Consider the following 19,129-nt stretch of genomic DNA (forward strand, 5'->3'; position numbering starts at 1 on the left):
CTCTCTCGTTCTATGACCCTTCCAAGGTACACAAAGTTGAGCCTATTCCGCTCAAGGTGTCGGAGGGGGCCGGGGCCCGGGTAGTTTCCGGGCATGGCGACTGATCCGCGGAACCCCTCCGACTCGTACCTCACCTTCTGGCGCGAGTACCACATGTGCACCCTGACCACCCCGCGCCCGGACGGCACCCCGCACGTCGTGGCGGTCGGTGTCACGTACGACCCCGAGAACGGGTACGCGCGGGTCATCACCAACAAGCACAGCCGGAAGGTCGCCAACGTCCTGGCGGCGGGCGCGGACGGCGCGCGGGTCGCGGTCTGCCAGGTCGACAAGGGGCGCTGGGCCACCCTGGAGGGCGTCGCCCGCATCCGTACGGAGGCCGAGGTCGTCGCGGACGCCGTGGACCGCTACGCGGACCGCTACGGGCGCACGCCGACCCCGAACCCGGACCGGGTCGTCATCGAGATCGCCCTCACGCGGGCGATGGGCCGCGCCTGAGATCTCCTGGACGCAGCACAGCGGCGCCATCGCGTTTCAGGTCCGCGATGGCGCCGCTGTGTGGGGGAAGTGCCGGAGCGATCTACAACGACGGGGGAATCGCTCAGGCACTGCGGGGGGTGGCGGTGATGGTCTCGGGCTCGATCAGCTGGTGGTCCCGCTGGTCGAGGTTGACGAAGATCATGCCGTACCGGATGGCACAGCGGATGGGCTGCGGGGCGCCGCGGGGCCGGCGGAGGCAGCGGTAGGCGCGGACGTCCTCGTCCTGCTCCCGTGCCACGACGATCGGCTCTCCGAAGAGGGTGACCTTCAGCGAGTCGCCACGGTGGGGGATGGCCGTGGCGAGGTCGACGAAGTGCCATCCGGATCGGTAGGCCGAAGCCATCTCCCGGCGGAACCTGGGGTCGTCCGGCGGCACGGTCACGCGCCCGCGCCCCGGGGAGGGATCTCCCAGGACGGCTCGTAGGGTGCCGCGAGGACGATGTCCGCGGGAGCGCTCTCCCACGAGGGCTCCTCCGGGGCCGCCACCACGGAGTGCGCCGGAGCGATCTCCCACGAGGGCTCGTCCGACCCCGCCACGGAGTGCGCCGGGGCGACCTCCCACGAGGGCTCGCCGACGGCGAGTGCGCCGAGTGCAGCCGCCGCGACGGCTATGGCGCCAAGTGCACGAACGATCCTGGTCATGACCGATCTCCACCTCTTTTGATCACTACCTCCCCCCCGCGAGTAAGACGATGGCTCACGCACGCCCCCTTTCACCAGCCACGCCGGGCATCATGTTCCTGTAATTCATGACCCTGAGGGGGGTGCAAATGAGGCGAGAATGCGACGAGTCCGGTCATAAGCACAGTCACGGTGACCTATGCGACGTGGGCAAGGAGCTCTATGCGAACGCTCTCCGCACCGGCCGCATAGCCCGCGCCGACGCCGAAGCCGCCCCCTGTCTGAGGGCGCTCTCCCTCCTGCACCCGGACCCGGACGACAGCCAGTGGCTGCGCCCCGTACCGCCGTCGATCGCCCTCAGCCAGCTCGTGCACCCCATCGAGCAGGAGATACAGGCCCGCCGGCAGCACGCCATCGCCCTCGCCGACGCGTTCGAGCCGTTCATGGCCCTCCACACGCAGGATCCTTCCGGCACCCAGGCGATCACCGTCCTCGAAGGCCTCAGTGTCATCAACGCCGCCCTCGACCGCGCCATCAACGAGTGCACCGAGGAACTCCTCACCATCCAGCCCGGCAGCGGCCGCCGCCCCGAGACCCTCGAAGCGGCCCTGCGCCGCATGGAGCCGCTCCTCGACCGCGGTGTCCGGATGCGGACGCTCTACCAGCACACCGCCCGGCACCACCCCGCCACCCTCGCCTACGTCGAACGGGTCGCCCCCTACGGGCTCGAACTGCGCACCCTGGAAGAGATCGTCGACCGGCTGATCATCGTCGACCGCAAGGTCGCCTTCGTGCCCGCCCGCAGCGACCGCCAGGTCGCCCTCGAACTGCGCCACGAAGGCCTCGTCCAGTACCTCGTCGGCGTCTTCGACCAGTTCTGGCTGCACGGCGTGCCCTGGGAGGAGGAGATCCCGTACAGCCCCTCCGTGGACGGCATAGGGGGCGTCCAGCGCTCCATCGCCAAGCTCCTCGTCGAGGGCCACGTCGACGAGGCCATCGCCCGCCGCCTCGGCATGAACGTGCGCACCTGCCGCGCCCACATCGCCAAACTCGCCGCCGCCCTCGGCAGCGGCAGCCGGGCCCAGCTCGGCTACCTCATCGCCCGGTCCGGCATCCTCGACGGGGACAACCGCCCCGCGCGGCACCTGACCGGCATCGGACGGAACGACTGACCACCGTGTACGCACAGATCGACCTCGACGGCCCCGCCGGAACCCTGCGGGTCTCCGGCTACGAGCTGCCCACCGTGGAGCTCGTACGTGCCCCCGGGGCCCGCCCCGACACCCACATCCCCATCGGGACCCGCAGGGCCGCCCTGCTCACCCTCACCGTGGACGGGGCCCCCGCCACCATCCGGCCGGCCCGCGGACGGCTCCTGCGGCGCTCCTACCGGGTCGACGTACGGACCGGCGGCACGCGCTACCGGCTGATCCCCTGCGGGTACGTCGAGAGCCGCCTCCTCCGGGGCAGGCGGCGGATCGGCACACTCCAGAGCTCGGGCGACGGCCGGGTCATCGACACCTGGGAACCCGGCGCGACCCCCCGCGACATCGCCCTCGGCACCGCGCTCGCCGCGGCCTTCGGGACGGGCGCCGCGCCCTGGTGGGAGACGGTGGGCGACATCGTGTCCGAGCTGATCCCCTGACCTGACGCCTGACATGCGGGAGGCCCCCTCCGTCGGAACGGAAGGGGCCTCGGGCGCGTGTCGCGTACTACTCGCCGCGGTTGGGGCGCCACACCACGAGGGCGCTCGCCTGCTGCACGTCCTGGTACGGCACCAGGTCGCGCCGGTACGAGGCGTGCACCTGGGCCTCGCGCTGCCGCATCGCCGCCGCCGCGCCGTCGACCGCGGCCGACAGTTCGGCGATCCGGCTCTGCAGCGCCGCGACCTGGTTCTCCAGCTCGATGATCCGCTTGATTCCGGCCAGGTTGATGCCCTCGTCCTGCGACAGCTGCTGCACCTGGCGGAGCAGCTCGATGTCACGGGCCGAGTAGCGCCTGCCCCGGCCGGCCGTGCGGTCCGGGGAGACCAGGCCGAGCCGGTCGTACTGCCGCAGGGTCTGCGGGTGCAGGCCCGAGAGCTGGGCCGCCACCGAGATGACGTACACCGGCGACTCGTCGGTCAGTTCGTACGCCCTGCTGCCGAATCCCGGCTGTCGTCGGCGCCCGTCCACGGGTCACGCTCCCTTCGCGGCCTGGAACAGCTCCGCCCGCGGGTCCTCGGAGGCGGTCGCCTCGCGGTAGGTCTCCAGGGCGTCACGTGCCTTGTCGTCCAGCTCCTGCGGCACCGCGACCTCGACCGTCACGAGGAGGTCGCCGCGGGTGCCGTCCTTGCGGATCGCGCCCTTGCCGCGGGCGCGCATGGTCCGGCCGTTCGGAGTGCCCGCGGGCAGCTTGAGGGTGACCGCGGGGCCGCCGAGGGTCGGCACCTTGATCTCGCCGCCGAGCGCCGCCTCCGTGAAGGAGACCGGCACGGTGACGGTGAGGTTGTCGTCCTTGCGGCCGAAGACCGGGTGGACGTCGACGTGCACGACGACGTACAGATCGCCGTTCTGCCCGCCGCGCTCGCCCGGCGCTCCCTTGCCGCGCAGCCGGATCTTCTGGTTGTCGCTCACGCCCGCCGGGATGCGGACCTGCATGGTGCGGGAGGACTTGGCCCGGCCGCTGCCCTTGCAGATCTCGCAGGGGTTCTCCGCGATCAGGCCGCGGCCCTTGCAGTCCACGCACGGGTCGGTGAGCGAGAAGCCGCCGCCGCTGCCGCGCGAGACCTGCCCGGTGCCGACGCAGGTCGGGCACACCCGGGGGGTGCCGTTCTTGTCGCCGGTGCCCGAACACGCCGTGCACGGCTGCTGGCTCGACATCCGCAGCGGTACGGTCGCGCCCTCGATGGCCTCGGTGAAGCTGAGCGTGACCTCGGACTCGATGTCCTGGCCGCGCCGCGGCTGGGTACGGGCTCCCGCACCCCCGCCGCGGTTGAAGAGGCCGCCGAAGACGTCCCCGATCCCGCCACCGCCGCCGAAGCCGCCCGCTCCGGCGTGGCCGCCCTGGGCGCCGCCGAAGAGGTCGCCCAGGTCGAAGTTGAACGAGCCGCCGCCGGGGCCGCCGGGTGACCGGAAGCCGCCGTTCCCGAAGAGGGCGCGGGCCTCGTCGTACTCCTTGCGCTTCTTGGGGTCGCCGAGGACGTCGTTCGCCTCGGAGATCTCCTTGAAGCGCGCTTCCGCCTTGCTGTCGCCCTTGTTGGCGTCCGGGTGGTTCTCGCGGGCGAGCTTCCGGTACGCCTTCTTGATCTCGGCGTCGGTGGCGTCCTTGGGGACGCCGAGGACCTTGTAGTAGTCCTTCTCGACGAAGTCCTTCGTGCTCATCGACGTCCCTCCTTCCGGACTGCTCCGGTGTCCGTCACTGCTCCGGTGACCGCCGGGACTCCGGCGGTCACCCCTGCTCCGACGATCGGCGCGTCACCCCTCCTCGGGGGCACCGCTCTCCTCGTCGGCCGACGTGCCGTCCTCCTTGGCCGGGGCCGCGCCCGGCTGGGGCTCGGCGACGGCCACGCGGGCGGGCCTGATGGTCCGCTCGCCGATCCGATACCCGGGCTGCAGGATCGCCACGCAGGTCGTCTCGGTGACGTCCGGCGCGTACGAGTGCATCAGGGCCTCGTGGATCGTCGGGTCGAAGGGCTCGCCCTCCTTGCCGAACTGCTGCAGACCCATCTTGGCGACGACGGTCTCCATCGATTCGGCGACCGACTTGAAGCCGCCCACGAGCTCGCCGTGCTCCCGGGCCCGGCCGACGTCGTCGAGTACGGGGAGGAGCTCGGTCAGGAGGCTCGCGACGGCGATCTCCTTGACCGTGACCCGGTCCCGCTCCACGCGGCGGCGGTAGTTCTGGTACTCGGCCTGGAGCCGCTGGAGGTCCGCGGTGCGCTCGTCGAGCGCGGAACGGACCTGGTCCAGCTGGGCGGTGAGGCCCGCGGTACCGGCCGACTTCTGGCTGCTTGCGTCCCCGGCCGGGGCCGTCGGGTCCTCCTTGGCGGAGGACTCGACGGTCTCGGCGGCGTCGTCAGGGGTGGCGCCGGAGGGGACGTCGGGCTTCTCCTCGAAGCCCGGGGTCTCCTCGGTCACGCCTGACCACCCTTCTTGGGCTCGTCGTCGATGATCTCGGCGTCGACGACGTCGTCGTCGGCCTGGGCCTGGCCCTGACCGGCTTCGCCGCCGGCGGCCTGGGCGCCCTGGGCGTCGGCGTACAGCGCCTGGCCGAGCTTCTGGGAGACGGCCGCGACCTTCTCGGTGGCGGTACGGATCTCCGCGGTGTCCTCGCCCTTGAGCTTCTCCTTCAGCTCGACGAGCGCGGCCTCGACCTCGGCCTTGACGTCACCGGGGACCTTGTCCTCGTTGTCCTTGAGGAACTTCTCCGTCTGGTAGACGAGCTGCTCGCCCTGGTTGCGGGACTCGGCGGCCTCGCGGCGGCGGTGGTCCTCGTCCGCGTACTGCTCGGCCTCCTGGCGCATCCGGTCGACCTCGTCCTTCGGCAGCGAGGAGCCACCGGTGACGGTCATCTTCTGTTCCTTGCCCGTGCCCAGGTCCTTCGCGGTCACGTGCATGATGCCGTTGGCGTCGATGTCGAAGGCGACCTCGATCTGCGGGACGCCACGCGGGGCCGGCGGCAGACCGGTCAGCTCGAACATGCCGAGCTTCTTGTTGTACGCCGCGATCTCGCGCTCGCCCTGGTAGACCTGGATCTGCACGGACGGCTGGTTGTCCTCGGCCGTCGTGAAGATCTCGGACCGCTTGGTCGGGATCGTGGTGTTGCGCTCGATGAGCTTGGTCATGATCCCTCCCTTGGTCTCGATGCCGAGGGACAGCGGGGTCACGTCGAGGAGCAGGACGTCCTTGACCTCACCCTTGAGGACACCGGCCTGGAGCGCGGCGCCGATGGCGACGACCTCGTCCGGGTTGACGCCCTTGTTGGCGTCCTGGCCACCGGTCAGCTCCTTGACGAGCTCGGCGACGGCCGGCATGCGGGTCGAGCCGCCGACGAGGACGACGTGGTCGATCTCGGAGAGCTGGATGCCCGCGTCCTTGATGACGTTGTGGAACGGCACCTTGCAGCGGTCGAGCAGGTCCGAGGTCAGCTGCTGGAACTGGGCGCGCGTGAGCTTCTCGTCCAGGTGCAGCGGGCCCTCGGCGGACGCCGTGATGTAGGGCAGGTTGATCGAGGTCTCGGTCGAGGACGACAGCTCGATCTTCGCCTTCTCCGCGGCCTCGCGGAGACGCTGGAGAGCCATCTTGTCCTTGGCCAGGTCCACGCCGTGGCCGTTCTGGAACTGCGTCACCAGGTAGTCGACGACGCGCTGGTCCCAGTCGTCACCACCGAGGTGGTTGTCACCGTTGGTGGCCTTCACCTCGACGACGCCGTCGCCGATCTCCAGGAGGGACACGTCGAAGGTGCCGCCACCGAGGTCGAAGACGAGGATCGTCTGGTCGTCCTTGTCGAGGCCGTACGCCAGAGCGGCGGCCGTCGGCTCGTTGACGATGCGCAGGACGTTGAGGCCCGCGATCTCACCGGCCTCCTTGGTGGCCTGGCGCTCGGAGTCGTTGAAGTACGCCGGGACGGTGATGACCGCGTCGACGACCTTCTCGCCCAGGTAGGCCTCGGCGTCGCGCTTCAGCTTCTGCAGGATGAAGGCGCTCATCTGCTGCGGGTTGAAGTTCTTGCCGTCGATCTCGATCTTCCAGTCGGTGCCCATGTGGCGCTTGACCGACCGGATGGTCCTGTCGACGTTGGTGACGGCCTGACGCTTGGCCACCTCGCCGACGAGCACTTCGCCGTTCTTCGCGAAGGCGACGACGGACGGCGTGGTCCTGGCACCCTCGGCGTTGGTGATGACGGTGGGCTCGCCGCCTTCCAGAACGCTGACGACGGAGTTAGTCGTGCCCAGGTCGATGCCGACCGCACGTGCCATTTCGGTTCCTCCAGCTGACGTACTTGAGTGGATCTGACTCAAGGATGCATGACGACCCCCATCGCGTCAACAGACCTGAGTGGAGCCGACTCAACTCTTCGCCCGCTGACGCGCTCATGCCGGGCGGGAGCGCAGGTCGGGCGGGCTCGCGCGGGGTCGGGGGCGGGCTCGCGCGGGGTCGGGCGTGCGCGTCGATCCGGGACCGGGCGGGGTGCGGCATGAGAGAGTCCGGGTGCTCCTTGCCGGACAAAGCAGGCATATTCCACGAATATCCCATGATTCTCAGCCATCCCAAGGTCTCAAGGGCCGGTCGACGCCTCGGAAGGGTGTGGGGAATGACGGCCAAGCGCACGTTCGACATCGTGGGCGGGCTCGCCCTCCTGGTCCTGCTCTCCCCGCTGCTCGTCGCCGTCGCCGCGTCCGTCGCCCTCGCCGCCGCACCGCCCGGCCACGGCGTTCTGCGCCGCCGCACGGTCGCGGGCCTCGAGGGGCGCCCCTTCACGATGCTGACCTTCCGCACCCGGAGCCCGCTGGCCGCGCTGCCCCTGCTGCTGCACGTCGTCGGTGGCCGGATGTCGCTGGTCGGGCCGTGCCCGCTGGCCCCGTCCCACCGCGAGTGCGCGGGCGAGGGACGCCGCCGGCTCTCCGTACGCCCCGGCCTCACCGGCCCGTGGCAGATCAGCGGGCGCTCCGACCTGCCGTGGGAGGAGCGCGAGCTGCTCGACCTCCACTATGTGGACCACCACTGGCTGGGGATGGATCTGAGGATCCTGGCGCGTACGCTTCCAGCTGTACGCAGGCGTCGCGCGGCAAGGTTTGCCTGAGCGACACACATCACCGCGAGCGCCGCTACAGCGCGGAGCCGCGACCGGGTAATCTCAGCAGGAACTCGATAAGTTACCGCTTAGTAGGCCCGCCCGAGGAGCCCTTCATGCAACTCGCAGCGATCATCGTGTCGATCGCCATCACGGTGGTGGCCGTCGCGCTGTTCGGCCGCGCCACCGTGCAGATCTACCGCTTCGTGCGGCTCGGTCAGCCGGTGCCCGCCGGCACGCGTACCGGTGACCCCACACAGCGCACCATCACGCTGGTCAAGGAGTTCCTCGGCCACACGCGGATGAACCGCTGGGGCATCGTCGGCTTCGCGCACTGGTTCGTCGCGGTGGGCTTCTTCTCCCTGCTCCTGACGATCGTCAACGCCTTCGGCCAGCTCTTCCAGGCCGACTGGCTGATCCCGATCATCGGCGACTGGCTGCCGTACGAGATCTTCACCGAGTTCCTCGGCCTGATGACGGTCCTCGGCATCGTGACCCTCATCGTGATCCGGCAGCTCAACCGGCCGACCGGAGCGGGCCGCAAGTCCCGCTTCACCGGCTCCAAGACGGGCCAGGCCTACTTCGTCGAGGCCGTCATCCTGATCGTCGGCCTCTGCATCATGACGCTGCGCGCCCTCGAAGGCGTCCAGCACCACGTGACGAGCTGGGAGCCGGGCTTCTTCGCCTCGTACCCGCTGATCGCGCTCCTGGACGGCCTCGACCTGAGCACGATCCAGCACCTCACGTACTTCGTCGCGGCGCTCAAGATCGTCACGTCCTTCACCTGGATGATCACGGTCTCGCTCAACACGAACATGGGTGTCGCCTGGCACCGCTTCCTCGGCTTCCCGAACATCTGGTTCAAGCGCGAGGCCGACGGCTCCACCGCCCTCGGCGCGCTCCAGCCGATGACCACGGCCGGCAAGGAGATCGACTGGGAGGACCCGGCCGAGGACGCCGTCTTCGGTGTCTCCCAGGTCGAGCAGTTCTCCTGGAAGGGCATCCTCGACTTCTCCACCTGCACCGAGTGCGGCCGCTGCCAGTCGCAGTGCCCCGCCTGGAACACGGGCAAGCCGCTCTCCCCGAAGCTCCTCATCATGTCGCTGCGCGACCACGCGCACGCCAAGGCGCCGTACCTGCTGGCCGGCGGCGGCAAGGACATGGAGGGCAACGAGAAGGCGACGCCGGAGCAGCTGGCGAACGTCCCGGCATCGGCGATCGCGGAGGCCGAGCGCCCCCTCATCGGCACCGCCGAGGAGAACGGCGTGATCGACCCGGACGTCCTGTGGTCCTGCACCACCTGCGGCGCCTGCGTCGAGCAGTGCCCGGTGGACATCGAGCACATCGACCACATCGTCGACATGCGCCGCTACCAGGTGATGATCGAGAGCGCGTTCCCGTCCGAGGCGGGCACGATGCTCAAGAACCTGGAGAAGAAGGGCAACCCCTGGGGCCTGGCGAAGAAGCAGCGCGTCGAGTGGACCAAGGAGGTCGACTTCGAGGTCCCGATCGTCGGCAAGGACGTCGAGGACCTCACCGAGGTCGACTACCTCTACTGGGTCGGCTGCGCCGGCGCCCTGGAGGACCGGGCCAAGAAGACGACGAAGGCCTTCGCCGAACTCCTCCACATGGCGGGCGTCAAGTTCGCGATCATGGGCGGCGAGGAGAAGTGCACGGGCGACTCCCCGCGCCGCCTGGGCAACGAGCCGCTGTTCCAGCAGCTGGGCCAGGAGAACGTCGCGATGCTGAACATGGCGTTCGGCGAGGACGACGAGGACGAGTCGACGAAGAAGCCGAAGTCGGCGAAGAAGATCGTCGCGACCTGCCCGCACTGCTTCAACACGATCGCGAACGAGTACCCGCAGCTGGGCGGCGAGTTCGAGGTCATCCACCACACGCAGCTGCTCCAGCACCTCATCGACGAGGGCAAGCTGGTCCCGGTGACCCCGGTCGACGGTCTGATCACGTACCACGACCCCTGCTACCTGGGCCGCCACAACAAGGTCTACACGCCGCCGCGCGAGATCATGTCCGCCGTCCCCGGCCTGCGCCAGCAGGAGATGCACCGCCACAAGGAGCGCGGCTTCTGCTGCGGCGCCGGTGGTGCCCGGATGTGGATGGAGGAGCGCATCGGCAAGCGCATCAACAACGAGCGCGTCGAGGAGGCCCTGTCCCTCAACCCGGACATCGTCTCCACCGCCTGCCCGTTCTGCCTGGTCATGCTGACCGACTCGGTCAACGGCAAGAAGAACGACGGCAAGGCCAAGGAGTCCGTCACGGTCGTGGACGTGGCCCAGCTGCTCCTCGACTCGGTGAAGACCCCGGTGGACCCGGAACCGCAGCCGGCGGAGGAGCCGGAACCGGAGCCGGCGCAGTAGAGCCCGGTAGGTGAGAGAGGGCCGCCCCGCGACGACGCGGGGCGGCCCTTTCCCGTACGCCTCCGTACGCCGTCTCTGTACGCCTCAGGGGGTCGTCCGCCCCCTAGGGGATGTCACAGCTCAGTGGCAAGCATCCGCCGGAGGAGCGCCGGTACGGCGAAAGCGGGTACGTTCGACGACGTGGCTGGATTCAGGAACGGACGCGGCCGGGACAACCGCCCCCCGCAACAACAACCGCAGCAGGCGCCGTACGGGCCGGGCGCGGCCCCGCCGCCGTACCCGCAGCAGCAGTGGCAGCAGCCACCGCAGGGGCAGCAGTACGGGCAGCAGTACGGCCAGCGGGGACAGCAGCAGCCGTACGGGCAGCAGGGGCAGCGGGGACAGCAGCCGTACGGGCAGCAGGGGCAACAGCAGCAGCCGTACGGCGAGCCGGAGTACTTCGGCGACCCGCACCAGCACCACCAGCAGCAGCACGCGGCGACGGCGGCGAACAACCCGGGCCACACCCAGATGTTCAGCGTCGACGACCCGTACGGCCAGGGCGGCCCCGGCGCGGGCCACCAGGCCGCACCGCTCGCCCCCATCGGCCCCCGGCTGCCCTGGAAGGCCCTCCTGAGCGGCATCGTGCTGCGCCCGGCGGACACGTTCCTGCGGATGCGGGACCACGCCGTCTGGGGCCCGGCGCTGGTCGTGACGTTCCTCTACGGGCTGCTCGCGATCTTCGGCTTCGACAAGGCGCGCGAAGAGGCGATCAACGCGACCCTGTCGACGGCGATCCCGTACGTCCTGATGACCGCCCTCGGCTTCGTCGTCGGCGGGCTCATCCTGGGCGCGGTCACGCACACGCTGGCGCGCCAGCTGGGCGGCGACGGGGCCTGGCAGCCGACCGTGGGCCTCTCCATGCTGATCATGTCGATCACGGACGCGCCCCGGCTGATCTTCGCGCTGTTTCTGGGCGGCGAGAACGGCCTCGTGCAGGTGATCGGCTGGCTGACCTGGCTGGCGGCGGGAGCGCTCTTCACCGTCATGGTGAGCCGCTCGCACGACCTGCCGTGGCCGAAGGCGCTGGGCGCGTCGGCGATCCAGCTGGTGGCGCTGCTCAGCCTGATCAAGCTGGGCACGCTGTAGGAAGCGAAGCGAAAGGCCCCCACCGGAGTGCCGGTGGGGGCCTTTCACGTACCGCAGCAACGTTTCTCAGGCGTCGAGAACCTGACCCTCGCGCTTGACGACGGGCGGCTCGACGGACCAGGGGAAGTTGATCCACTCGTCGGTCTTCTTCCACACGTACTCGCACTTCACGAGGGAGTGCGACTTCTCGTAGATGACGGCCGAACGGACCTCGGCGACGTGGTCGACGCAGAAGTCGTGGACGAGCTTGAGGGTCTTGCCGGTGTCGGCGACGTCGTCGGCGATGAGGACCTTCTTGTCGCTGAAGTCGATCGCGTTCGGGACGGGCGCGAGCATGACCGGCATTTCCAGCGTGGTGCCGACGCCGGTGTAGAACTCGACGTTCACCAGGTGGATGTTCTTGCAGTCGAGGGCGTAGGCAAGCCCACCGGCGACGAAGACACCGCCGCGGGCGATGGACAGCACGACGTCGGGCTCGTAACCGTCGTCGGCGACGGTCTGCGCCAGCTCGCGGACGGCACGCCCGAAACCCTCGTACGTCAGGTTCTCGCGTACTTCACTCATGACTGCGACCGCCTCACACCTGGGTCCGATGGAAGTTCAGGAACGACCGGGAGGCCGTCGGCCCCCGCTGGCCCTGGTACCGGGAGCCGTACCGCTCGCTCCCGTACGGGAACTCGGCGGGCGAGCTCAGCCGGAACATGCACAGCTGCCCGATCTTCATGCCCGGCCAGAGCTTGATCGGCAGGGTGGCGAGGTTCGACAGCTCCAGCGTCACGTGCCCGGAGAAGCCGGGGTCGATGAAGCCGGCGGTCGAGTGGGTGACGAGACCGAGCCGCCCGAGGGAACTCTTCCCCTCGAGCCGGGACGCGATGTCGTCCGGGAGGGTGATGACCTCGTAGGTCGAGGCGAGCACGAACTCGCCGGGGTGGAGGATGAACGCCTCGTCGCCCTCGGGCTCGACCTCACGGGTCAGGTCGAGCTGTTCGACGGCGGGGTCGATGTGGGGGTAGCGGTGGTTCTCGAACACCCGGAAGAAGCGGTCAAGCCTCACGTCGATGCTCGAGGGCTGCACCATGAATTCGTCGTACGGGTCGATGCGTACCCGTCCGGCATCGATCTCGGCCCGGATGTCCTTGTCTGAGAGAAGCACGCCCCCACGATACGCAGGGGGCGCGGAGCTGCCGCAATCGGCAGGCATCCGCGCCCCGGCACCCCGTCAGCGCCGCCCGAGCTCCACCGGCACCGCATGCCGCAGCCGCGCACACCGCGGACACCGAATGAGCCGCCCGGGCCCGATCCGCGCAGCCCCGAGCTGCTGCAACGGGAACGAGGCGGTACTGAACACATGCCCTTCGGCACAACGGACGACGGTGCGCTCCATCGAACCCATCAAGTCCCTTCCCCTACACACATGCTGGACGAGCAGCCACATTAGGGGATGAAGGGGGCGGCGCCCCGGACGGCACTCCGTACGCGAAAAGGGGCGAGCTTCGCCTCAAGTGGCGCATGGGGTACAGTGTGCAACGATGCGGCACGGATCACCCGGCCGCTGCGCGGATGTAGTTTAATGGTAGAACATGAGCTTCCCAAGCTTATAGCGCGGGTTCGATTCCCGTCATCCGCTCTTCTACGAAGCCCCAGGTCAACGGCCTGGGGCTTCGTCGTTTTCCAGCCTTTACCCAGGCCCCGCTCCGAGGGACAGAGCCCGCCTCCTAGGGTGAATAGCCGCGCGGGGAAACGTGCGGAGGACAGCGCCACGAACGGGGGCTCAGAATGCAGAACGCCGATCTGGACGTCTCGGAGGACGACCTCACCAGGCTGGCTAACGACCTCGACGAGATGCAACGTCATCTGGAGCAGCAGACCCGCACCATGGACGAGGTCGTCGACAGGATCGCCGCCGGCTGGCAGGGCCCCACCGCCACCGCGTACCGCTCCCTGCACCGCGGCGTCGCCGAGGACGCGGTACGTATCCGCCAAGTGATGGTCCTCCTCGAAACCGCCATGCGCGCCTCGCGCGACGGCTTCACCGAGCAGGAGCTCGACACCCTCGGACGGATCCGGCGCATGCAGGAAGGCGAGGACGTCTCTGCCGCCGCCCGTGCCCTCGCCGTTCCCGACCCGGCGCCCGCGACGCACGCCGAACGGCCGACAAGCCGAATCCTGGGCATCTGAACCACGGGGGATCAGCACCATGCCGAACGAAGACCGGATCACCGTCGACTTCGCCACCCTGCAGCGGCTTTCGGGGGACCTGGAGGACATCCTCCGCGTCCTCAACGAGAAGCTGGACACGCTGTACGGGCGGGCCACCAAGGTCGTCCTCAGCTGGGACGGCGAGGCCCGCGAGGCCTTCATCGACGAGCTGGACAAGTGGAGTCGATCCGCCGACGACCTCAAGGCTTCACAGGCCTGGCTCCACGAAGTCGTCGTCAAGGGGCACCTCAATTACGCCGCGGCCAATCGGTCCGTACTCGAAGGCTGGGGAGGCGCCTGATGGCCGGACCGTCCGCCCCCACCCCGTCAACGGGCGGCAGCGGCGCCATCGACGTCAAGCCGAGCGACCTCTGGTCGGTCTCGGGCCGGGTCGCAGCGCAGCAGGACTTCCTGATGCGCGGAGCCAACAAGCTCCTGGAGGAGCTGCGCGAGTACCCCGACGCCGGAGGCGCCGGCAGCGAGGCTCAGCAGTTCGCCCAGGCGTACAAGAAGATCGGCGACCGCTGGCTGGAGGTCTGGGGCAAGTCCGTACTCAGCGTCGGTGGCGTAGCCGTCGGATTCACCGAGACCGCCAACGCCTACACCCAGGCGGACGCGGCGGCCAACCCCAAGCCGGGGAAGCCGGCCGAGCAGCGCCCGCGCCCCGCGGTCATCGACCAGGCCCCGAAGTTCGGAGGAGTACCTGACATCAAGTGGGGTGATGACGACGGCGGCGACAACATCGAGCGCCGCGTGATGGAAGGCATTCCAGAGATCGTCCGGGCTGTTCTCCAGCCGCTGTTCAAGAATGTGTTCCGGGTCGGGAGAGTGGCGGACGTCTTCCCCTTCCCGCATCAGCACTACCTCAACTCGCTCTGTCACAGCTGGATGAATGTCTCCATCTCCGCGTCGCTGGGAGCGGACCAGCTCACCCAGGCCGTCGGCAGCATCACCAATCACCAGCAGGCCGACTGGGAAGCCGCCATGCGAACGTTCTGCAGCGCGCTGTGGGGCGGGACGGCATGGGGACAGCAGCGGCACGGCTACCAATGGGCACAGACCGCCAACTCCGGGCCGGGCACGCCCCGCCTTCCCACAGGCAGCGAGCCGGTCCTGGCCGTGCTCAAGGACACGGCGGACAACGTCGCCACGATCCTGCGCGAGTACGCGGAAGCCGCCGTCGACCTGAACCGCGATGTCGAGGACGAACTCCACCGCGCCATGTTGCAGGCCGCCAAGGAGGTCATCGAAGACCTGGCCAAGCCCAAGGGTCCGAAGAATCTCCTCGGCGCCGTCACGTCGGTGATCGGCAAGGGCACGGGGCTGATCCTGTCGTTCGACATCAAGACCGTCCTGAACATCGACACGGCCAAGCTGAACCGCATCGTCGGCACGTACACCGGCATCCTGGCGGGTCTGACCACCCGCATGGATGCGCTGAAGGAGCCGCTGGACGAGGCATACCTGAGCGCCCCCAAGTTCGAGGCAGGTGTGGCCCGGGCGCACGGCTTCGGCACACGGGCGCTGGAGGAGTTCAAGGACTCACAGGTGTGGTTGAAGGTCGACTCGAACGGCAACTACGAACTGAACCTCGCGGCCAACGAGTACATGGGGGACGGCCATACCCTGGACAAACACGTCGGCAAGACGGACGAGCAGCTCGCGCAGCGTCTCCGTGACCAGCAGTCGAACGGCCCGACGCAGGCGTGGCCGTACGGCAAGCCGATGCCCAGCGGCTCTTCGGCCTTCCCGAACTACCAGCGTGCGGAGGAACTGACCGAGTACAACCTCAACAAGAGCAAGGCCGATATCGAGGCGTGGATCAAGGGCCCGCCGCCGGCGGAAAGCGGCGATGTCAGGTCGTTCTACTCCACGGCGCCCAACGGCGAGACCAGCGGCCGCAGCGTGAGCAAGCAGCCGGTGGACCCGAACGACCCGCTGTCCGGATACAAACAGGGCGGCATCAACGCCAAGGCGTACGACGTCACAGGCATCGACACGCGGATCCGGTATGACAGTAGCCGCACTCCACCGTTCACCGTCATGACGTCGATGCCCTCCAAGTCCTAGCGCCCCGCCGAGAAAGGCCAGCACCACATGTCCGTCGACCAGGCCTCCTGGGAAGCCGCGGTACGCCACCTGTTCGAGGATGCGTACCCGTACGACGCCACGGGCCCGCGCCGCCACGAGGACTGGGTCCTCGACCTCCTCCCGCTGATGGCCCGGGTCCCGGACCCGCGGTGCTGGGCCGGCCTCGACGACGCGGCGCAGGACCCGGAGCGCGCGGCGTCCCCCACGTACCCCTTCGTCGCCCACCCCCCGGGCTATGTCAGGACGCGCCTCCGTGAGATCGACCGGGACAGCGCCGAGAACCTTCTCCTCGCCCTCACGGACGACGGCTGCACGCTGTCCAACCTGAAGCGCTTCACGGAGAGCGAGGAAGAACTGCGGGCCATGGCACGGACAGTCCTCGCTCGATACGGAGACTCGGCCACTTTCCACACCAACGTGGACCGGCCCGGCGCCGCGCCCGGGACGCTCGACTTCACGACCCCGAACTGGGGGTACAGCCCGCTCAGCGTCTACTCGGAGGACTGCGGCCTGGTCGTCGTCTCGGACACCGAGGTCGGCATGTTCTGGAACTTCTCCGACTACTGAGCCGTACGAGCGCAGCCCTGACCAGGTGCTTTGAGAGGATGCTGCCGTGCTGACCCGTTCCTCTTCCTATCCCGACCGGGAGACCGCCCACTGGGCCACCCAGCAGGTGGTGAACGCCAACGAGCAGGTCGTTCACCGCTGGCTCGCCCAGGGCACACGTGCCCGTCTCACCATCGAGGCCGCCTGGCCCTCCCACGAAGGACCCGTGGGCCGGGTCCAGCTCGAAGGCGACCTCCTGGCCGGGCGCGGCCCCGTCGACGTCCGCGCGGCTCGCGTGGTGCTGCGCCGCGAGCCGACGAGCCCGCACGGTTTCGTCGTCCACACGACCGTCCCGTTCTATCTGTAGGGGCCGCAGGCACATGTCCATGAAACCCCTCGAACACGACCGCCGGTACGGCGAGCTGGACCAGGTGATGCGCGCGTACCTGGGTCAGCCGGCCGACGACACCCCGGAACAGCGCAGTCGCGCGCTGGACGCCTACCTCCGTCACACCTGGCACACCCGCCCCTCAGCCATCGCGGAGGCGGAACGCCAGCTGCGCGAGTACAGCCGCAACCCTCCGGGCCGCATCAGGCAGGACCTGGGCGAGTTCTATGCGATCCCTGACACCGGGATGCCCCAGTCGGAGATCGGCGGCTGGCTGATGGTGCTGGCCGACCACCTGAAGAAGAGCATCGAGGAAGGCGACGTACCAGCACCGTCGTCCCCGCAGACGCACTGGGAGTGGCACGCCCGCTTTCCGGAGACCGGGCAGTTGCTCGGCGGCTGGTTCTCCCAGGACATCGTCGACGAGTTCCCCGACCACGACGCCGCCCTCGCCGACTATGCCTCCACCACCCACCCCCAGCTGGTCGCGCGCGTTGTGGGCGAGCTCCACGAGCTGCTCGCACTCCCCCTGGACGAGGGCGACTACGCCCTCGCCGCCGCCGAACTCGGCATGGAGGTCGGCCCGCCCGAACCGTTCTCCCACGGCGCCTGGCTCCAGTCGCTGGCGACCACTCTGTCCAGCGGCTGATCGCGGGTTGTGAGCAGCCGCCCCGTCTCGTGCCCCAACCGTGCCCTTCCGAGCGGACAACAGCGGTCGACACCGGAGTCCACGAGCCTGCGAGATCAGGCCGACAGGGCATGTTTCCCCAGGTCAGACCTCATATGATCGAGCTGGGCGACGGTGATTCCCAAGCTTATAGCGCGGGTTCGATTCTCGATTCCCGTCATCCGCTCTTCTACGAAGCCCCAGGTCAACGGCCTGGGGCTTCGTTGTTGTCTAGACCTCTCGGGGCTCGCGTGCCATGAGAGGTCGTCTCCGGCCCGAAGCGGCCATCCGTGACGCCATGAGCGTTGTATCTCCGGCTCCGAGCCACTATGTGCCCGAGCAGATCAGCGCGGCCACATCGATCAGCGGGAGGGCGAAGCCGGCCACGTAGCCGTCGCCCCAAGGGATTGTTTCGAGGACACTTGTAGACGGGCCCCGATCCTCCGGAGTGATTCCAGGTCCCTGTGTGCAGGACGTCCGCACGTGGGTGGTGACTCCCCCTCTAGGACAGCCCTACCGTGGAAAGACAGGGAACAGACCGGGGGTGATGACATGCCGGTCAGCCTCGGAGACCCGAACCTGGCCGCCACATCGGCCGGCGTGGCATCGCGGTCCGCAGACAGCGGGCACGTCGGGGACGCCTTCGGACACTGGCTCTGACCCGCGACGCCCATCCCGGCCGACGGCGCGCTGTTCAGTGGGGTCGGCCCATGGAGGTGCCAGATATGGAGCGCAGTCAGGACGGTCCGGCTCGACCCAAGTCGCCGGGGCGGCGTGTGGCCGACAGTCGTGCGGTGGAGGTCGCGTCCAGGGTCGGGCTCAGTGCCCGGGGAGTGATCTACGTACTGGTGGGGATTCTGGCCGTGCGGATCGGCCTCGGCAGCGACAGCGGCCAGGAGGCCGATCGGTCCGGCGCTGTGGGGACCCTCGGCGAGCAGCCGTTCGGCCGGGCTCTGCTGTGGGCTCTGGTGGTGGGGCTGGCGGCAATGGCGCTGTGGCGGCTGTGCGAGGCGGCGTTCGGGCAGACGGTGGAGGGCGGGGAGAAGTGGTCTCGTCGTCTGGGTTCTTTGGGGATGGCGGTGTTCTACGCGGTGATCTGTGTCGGCGTGGTGCAGACGGCGCTGGTCGGCGGATCCGCCGGGGGCCGCCCCGGTGACGAGACGTCGAAGGAGTACACCGCCAGGGTGCTGGACTGGCCGGGCGGCCGGGTGATCGTCGGCGTGTTCGGGGCCGTCCTGATCGTCGTGGGCGTGGTGATCCTGGTGCGCAGCCTGATGCGGAAGTTCGAGAAGAATCTCCGGACGGACGAGATGCGCCCGGCGACGCGGCGGGTCATCGCGGCACTGGGCATCGTCGGCGGCGTGGCGTGCGGCGTGGTCGCGGCCGGGGCCGGTCTGTCCGTCCTGCTGGCCGCCGTGCGGTACGACCCCAACCAGGCCAAGGGCCTGGACGAGACCTTGCGCTCGTTCGCCGCCACGCCCGCAGGGCCCGCCCTGCTGATCGCCGCCGCTGTGGGCCTCCTGCTGTTCGGCCTGTATTCGTTCTGCGAAGCCCGCTGGCGCAAGGCCGCCGAGCACGGCACTCCGGCGGAACAGCCGACCGGGGCTGCGGGCCCGGGGACACGTCCCGGTGCGCCCTAGCAAGAGGAACTCGTCCGGCAGCGTGGGACCGACGATCAGCAGGCAGAACAGTCCTTCGGTGATCGCGCCGCTGATGCCGAGCACGATCGCGGCAATGACGACCGTGCCCCACCCGTGCCCTTCGGAACGGTCAGCAGCGGTCAACACGTGTACCGCC

General features: G+C 69.1%; 21 protein-coding genes and 1 tRNA gene. 14 read left to right on the forward strand and 8 right to left on the reverse strand.

Annotated elements, in window-relative coordinates:
• The first annotated feature begins 93 nt into the window (after positions 1-93).
• Positions 94-498 (forward strand): pyridoxamine 5'-phosphate oxidase family protein, encoded by a 405-nt coding sequence (locus ABT034_RS02845; RefSeq protein ID WP_351210557.1) that lies wholly within the window; start codon positions 94-96, stop codon positions 496-498.
• Between the two features lie 103 nt (positions 499-601).
• Here the strand turns inward: ABT034_RS02845 and ABT034_RS02850 are convergent, their stop codons facing one another.
• Together ABT034_RS02850 and ABT034_RS02855 are read right to left on the reverse strand one after the other, a co-directional pair.
• Positions 602-922 carry a Rieske (2Fe-2S) protein gene (locus tag ABT034_RS02850; RefSeq protein WP_073811266.1) on the reverse strand — a complete coding sequence of 107 codons (321 nt, stop codon included), beginning with the start codon at positions 920-922 and terminating at the stop codon, positions 602-604.
• Complete coding sequence (locus tag ABT034_RS02855) at positions 919-1,182, reverse strand: hypothetical protein (RefSeq protein WP_351210560.1); 264 nt, start codon at positions 1,180-1,182, stop codon at positions 919-921. Before ABT034_RS02855 ends, ABT034_RS02850 begins: the two co-directional genes overlap by 4 nt.
• 107 nt (positions 1,183-1,289) lie before the next feature.
• Between ABT034_RS02855 and ABT034_RS02860 the strand changes: the two genes are divergently transcribed.
• Together ABT034_RS02860 and ABT034_RS02865 are read left to right on the forward strand one after the other, a co-directional pair.
• Positions 1,290-2,333, forward strand: coding sequence for a helix-turn-helix transcriptional regulator (locus ABT034_RS02860; protein WP_351210562.1), 1,044 nt, complete (start codon positions 1,290-1,292; stop codon positions 2,331-2,333).
• Positions 2,334-2,338: 5 nt separating this feature from the next.
• On the forward strand, positions 2,339-2,806 hold the full coding sequence (locus ABT034_RS02865; RefSeq protein WP_351210564.1) for a hypothetical protein: 468 nt from the start codon (positions 2,339-2,341) through the stop codon (positions 2,804-2,806).
• A 67-nt stretch (positions 2,807-2,873) separates the two neighbouring features.
• Here ABT034_RS02865 and ABT034_RS02870 read toward each other — a convergent pair whose 3' ends face one another.
• The 4 genes from ABT034_RS02870 to dnaK form a co-directional block, all read right to left on the reverse strand.
• A complete protein-coding gene (locus ABT034_RS02870) occupies positions 2,874-3,335 on the reverse strand; it encodes a heat shock protein transcriptional repressor HspR (protein WP_351210566.1) in 462 nt (153 codons plus the stop codon).
• Positions 3,336-3,338: 3 nt separating this feature from the next.
• A complete protein-coding gene (dnaJ, locus tag ABT034_RS02875; protein WP_351210568.1) occupies positions 3,339-4,523 on the reverse strand; it encodes a molecular chaperone DnaJ in 1,185 nt (394 codons plus the stop codon).
• Positions 4,524-4,616: 93 nt separating this feature from the next.
• Complete coding sequence (gene grpE, locus ABT034_RS02880) at positions 4,617-5,279, reverse strand: nucleotide exchange factor GrpE (RefSeq protein WP_351210570.1); 663 nt, start codon at positions 5,277-5,279, stop codon at positions 4,617-4,619.
• Complete coding sequence (gene dnaK, locus ABT034_RS02885; RefSeq protein ID WP_351210572.1) at positions 5,276-7,120, reverse strand: molecular chaperone DnaK; 1,845 nt, start codon at positions 7,118-7,120, stop codon at positions 5,276-5,278. Before dnaK ends, grpE begins: the two co-directional genes overlap by 4 nt.
• A 335-nt stretch (positions 7,121-7,455) precedes the next feature.
• Here dnaK and ABT034_RS02890 point away from each other — a divergent pair, with 335 nt between their 5' ends.
• The 3 genes from ABT034_RS02890 to ABT034_RS02900 all read left to right on the forward strand — a co-directional run bounded on the left by ABT034_RS02890 (position 7,456) and on the right by ABT034_RS02900 (position 11,441).
• Positions 7,456-7,944 carry a sugar transferase gene (locus ABT034_RS02890; RefSeq protein WP_351210574.1) on the forward strand — a complete coding sequence of 163 codons (489 nt, stop codon included), beginning with the start codon at positions 7,456-7,458 and terminating at the stop codon, positions 7,942-7,944.
• 107 nt (positions 7,945-8,051) lie between these two features.
• Complete coding sequence (locus ABT034_RS02895; protein ID WP_351210576.1) at positions 8,052-10,313, forward strand: (Fe-S)-binding protein; 2,262 nt, start codon at positions 8,052-8,054, stop codon at positions 10,311-10,313.
• A gap of 180 nt (positions 10,314-10,493) precedes the next feature.
• Positions 10,494-11,441, forward strand: a complete 948-nt coding sequence (locus tag ABT034_RS02900; RefSeq protein WP_351210578.1) for a Yip1 family protein — start codon at positions 10,494-10,496, stop codon at positions 11,439-11,441.
• A gap of 66 nt (positions 11,442-11,507) precedes the next feature.
• Here ABT034_RS02900 and ABT034_RS02905 read toward each other — a convergent pair whose 3' ends face one another.
• Entirely contained in the window at positions 11,508-12,005 is a 498-nt protein-coding gene (locus tag ABT034_RS02905) for a phosphoribosyltransferase (protein ID WP_351210580.1), read from the reverse strand.
• 13 nt (positions 12,006-12,018) lie between these two features.
• Positions 12,019-12,594 carry a dCTP deaminase gene (gene dcd / locus ABT034_RS02910; protein WP_329118768.1) on the reverse strand — a complete coding sequence of 192 codons (576 nt, stop codon included), beginning with the start codon at positions 12,592-12,594 and terminating at the stop codon, positions 12,019-12,021.
• 403 nt (positions 12,595-12,997) lie between these two features.
• Here dcd and ABT034_RS02915 point away from each other — a divergent pair.
• The 8 genes from ABT034_RS02915 to ABT034_RS02950 all read left to right on the forward strand — a co-directional run bounded on the left by ABT034_RS02915 (position 12,998) and on the right by ABT034_RS02950 (position 18,972).
• Positions 12,998-13,068 (forward strand) — tRNA-Gly (locus tag ABT034_RS02915).
• Between the two features lie 149 nt (positions 13,069-13,217).
• Positions 13,218-13,619: a WXG100 family type VII secretion target gene (locus tag ABT034_RS02920; RefSeq protein ID WP_351210582.1), complete on the forward strand. Its 402-nt coding sequence runs from the start codon at positions 13,218-13,220 to the stop codon at positions 13,617-13,619.
• A 19-nt stretch (positions 13,620-13,638) separates the two neighbouring features.
• Positions 13,639-13,941: a WXG100 family type VII secretion target gene (locus tag ABT034_RS02925; RefSeq protein WP_351210584.1), complete on the forward strand. Its 303-nt coding sequence runs from the start codon at positions 13,639-13,641 to the stop codon at positions 13,939-13,941.
• A complete protein-coding gene (locus tag ABT034_RS02930; RefSeq protein WP_351210586.1) occupies positions 13,941-15,710 on the forward strand; it encodes an RNase A-like domain-containing protein in 1,770 nt (589 codons plus the stop codon). The genes ABT034_RS02925 and ABT034_RS02930 overlap by 1 nt, the downstream gene beginning before the upstream one ends.
• 27 nt (positions 15,711-15,737) lie before the next feature.
• Complete coding sequence (locus ABT034_RS02935; RefSeq protein ID WP_351210588.1) at positions 15,738-16,298, forward strand: hypothetical protein; 561 nt, start codon at positions 15,738-15,740, stop codon at positions 16,296-16,298.
• A gap of 46 nt (positions 16,299-16,344) precedes the next feature.
• Complete coding sequence (locus tag ABT034_RS02940) at positions 16,345-16,644, forward strand: RNase A-like domain-containing protein (RefSeq protein ID WP_351210590.1); 300 nt, start codon at positions 16,345-16,347, stop codon at positions 16,642-16,644.
• Positions 16,645-16,657: 13 nt separating this feature from the next.
• Positions 16,658-17,314: a contact-dependent growth inhibition system immunity protein gene (locus tag ABT034_RS02945; protein WP_351210592.1), complete on the forward strand. Its 657-nt coding sequence runs from the start codon at positions 16,658-16,660 to the stop codon at positions 17,312-17,314.
• A gap of 812 nt (positions 17,315-18,126) precedes the next feature.
• Positions 18,127-18,972 (forward strand): DUF1206 domain-containing protein, encoded by an 846-nt coding sequence (locus ABT034_RS02950; protein WP_351210594.1) that lies wholly within the window; start codon positions 18,127-18,129, stop codon positions 18,970-18,972.
• Positions 18,973-19,129 lie beyond the last annotated feature (157 nt).

Origin of the sequence: Streptomyces sp. NPDC002773 (assembly GCF_040295605.1) — a bacterium.
Taxonomy (GTDB): Bacteria; Actinomycetota; Actinomycetes; order Streptomycetales; family Streptomycetaceae; genus Streptomyces.

What these genes read in the sequence shown, in the direction of transcription:
- ABT034_RS02905 (WP_351210580.1), bottom strand. Translation starts at nt 12,005, where the DNA reads ATGAGTGAAGTACGCGAGAACCTGACGTACGAGGGTTTCGGGCGTGCC.
- ABT034_RS02935 (WP_351210588.1), top strand. Translation starts at nt 15,738, where the DNA reads ATGTCCGTCGACCAGGCCTCCTGGGAAGCCGCGGTACGCCACCTGTTC.
- ABT034_RS02890 (WP_351210574.1), top strand. Translation starts at nt 7,456, where the DNA reads ATGACGGCCAAGCGCACGTTCGACATCGTGGGCGGGCTCGCCCTCCTG.
- ABT034_RS02860 (WP_351210562.1), top strand. Translation starts at nt 1,290, where the DNA reads ATGACCCTGAGGGGGGTGCAAATGAGGCGAGAATGCGACGAGTCCGGT.
- ABT034_RS02845 (WP_351210557.1), top strand. Translation starts at nt 94, where the DNA reads ATGGCGACTGATCCGCGGAACCCCTCCGACTCGTACCTCACCTTCTGG.
- ABT034_RS02920 (WP_351210582.1), top strand. Translation starts at nt 13,218, where the DNA reads ATGCAGAACGCCGATCTGGACGTCTCGGAGGACGACCTCACCAGGCTG.
- ABT034_RS02895 (WP_351210576.1), top strand. Translation starts at nt 8,052, where the DNA reads ATGCAACTCGCAGCGATCATCGTGTCGATCGCCATCACGGTGGTGGCC.
- ABT034_RS02855 (WP_351210560.1), bottom strand. Translation starts at nt 1,182, where the DNA reads ATGACCAGGATCGTTCGTGCACTTGGCGCCATAGCCGTCGCGGCGGCT.
- ABT034_RS02945 (WP_351210592.1), top strand. Translation starts at nt 16,658, where the DNA reads ATGTCCATGAAACCCCTCGAACACGACCGCCGGTACGGCGAGCTGGAC.
- ABT034_RS02925 (WP_351210584.1), top strand. Translation starts at nt 13,639, where the DNA reads ATGCCGAACGAAGACCGGATCACCGTCGACTTCGCCACCCTGCAGCGG.
- ABT034_RS02930 (WP_351210586.1), top strand. Translation starts at nt 13,941, where the DNA reads ATGGCCGGACCGTCCGCCCCCACCCCGTCAACGGGCGGCAGCGGCGCC.
- dnaK (WP_351210572.1), bottom strand. Translation starts at nt 7,120, where the DNA reads ATGGCACGTGCGGTCGGCATCGACCTGGGCACGACTAACTCCGTCGTC.
- dnaJ (WP_351210568.1), bottom strand. Translation starts at nt 4,523, where the DNA reads ATGAGCACGAAGGACTTCGTCGAGAAGGACTACTACAAGGTCCTCGGC.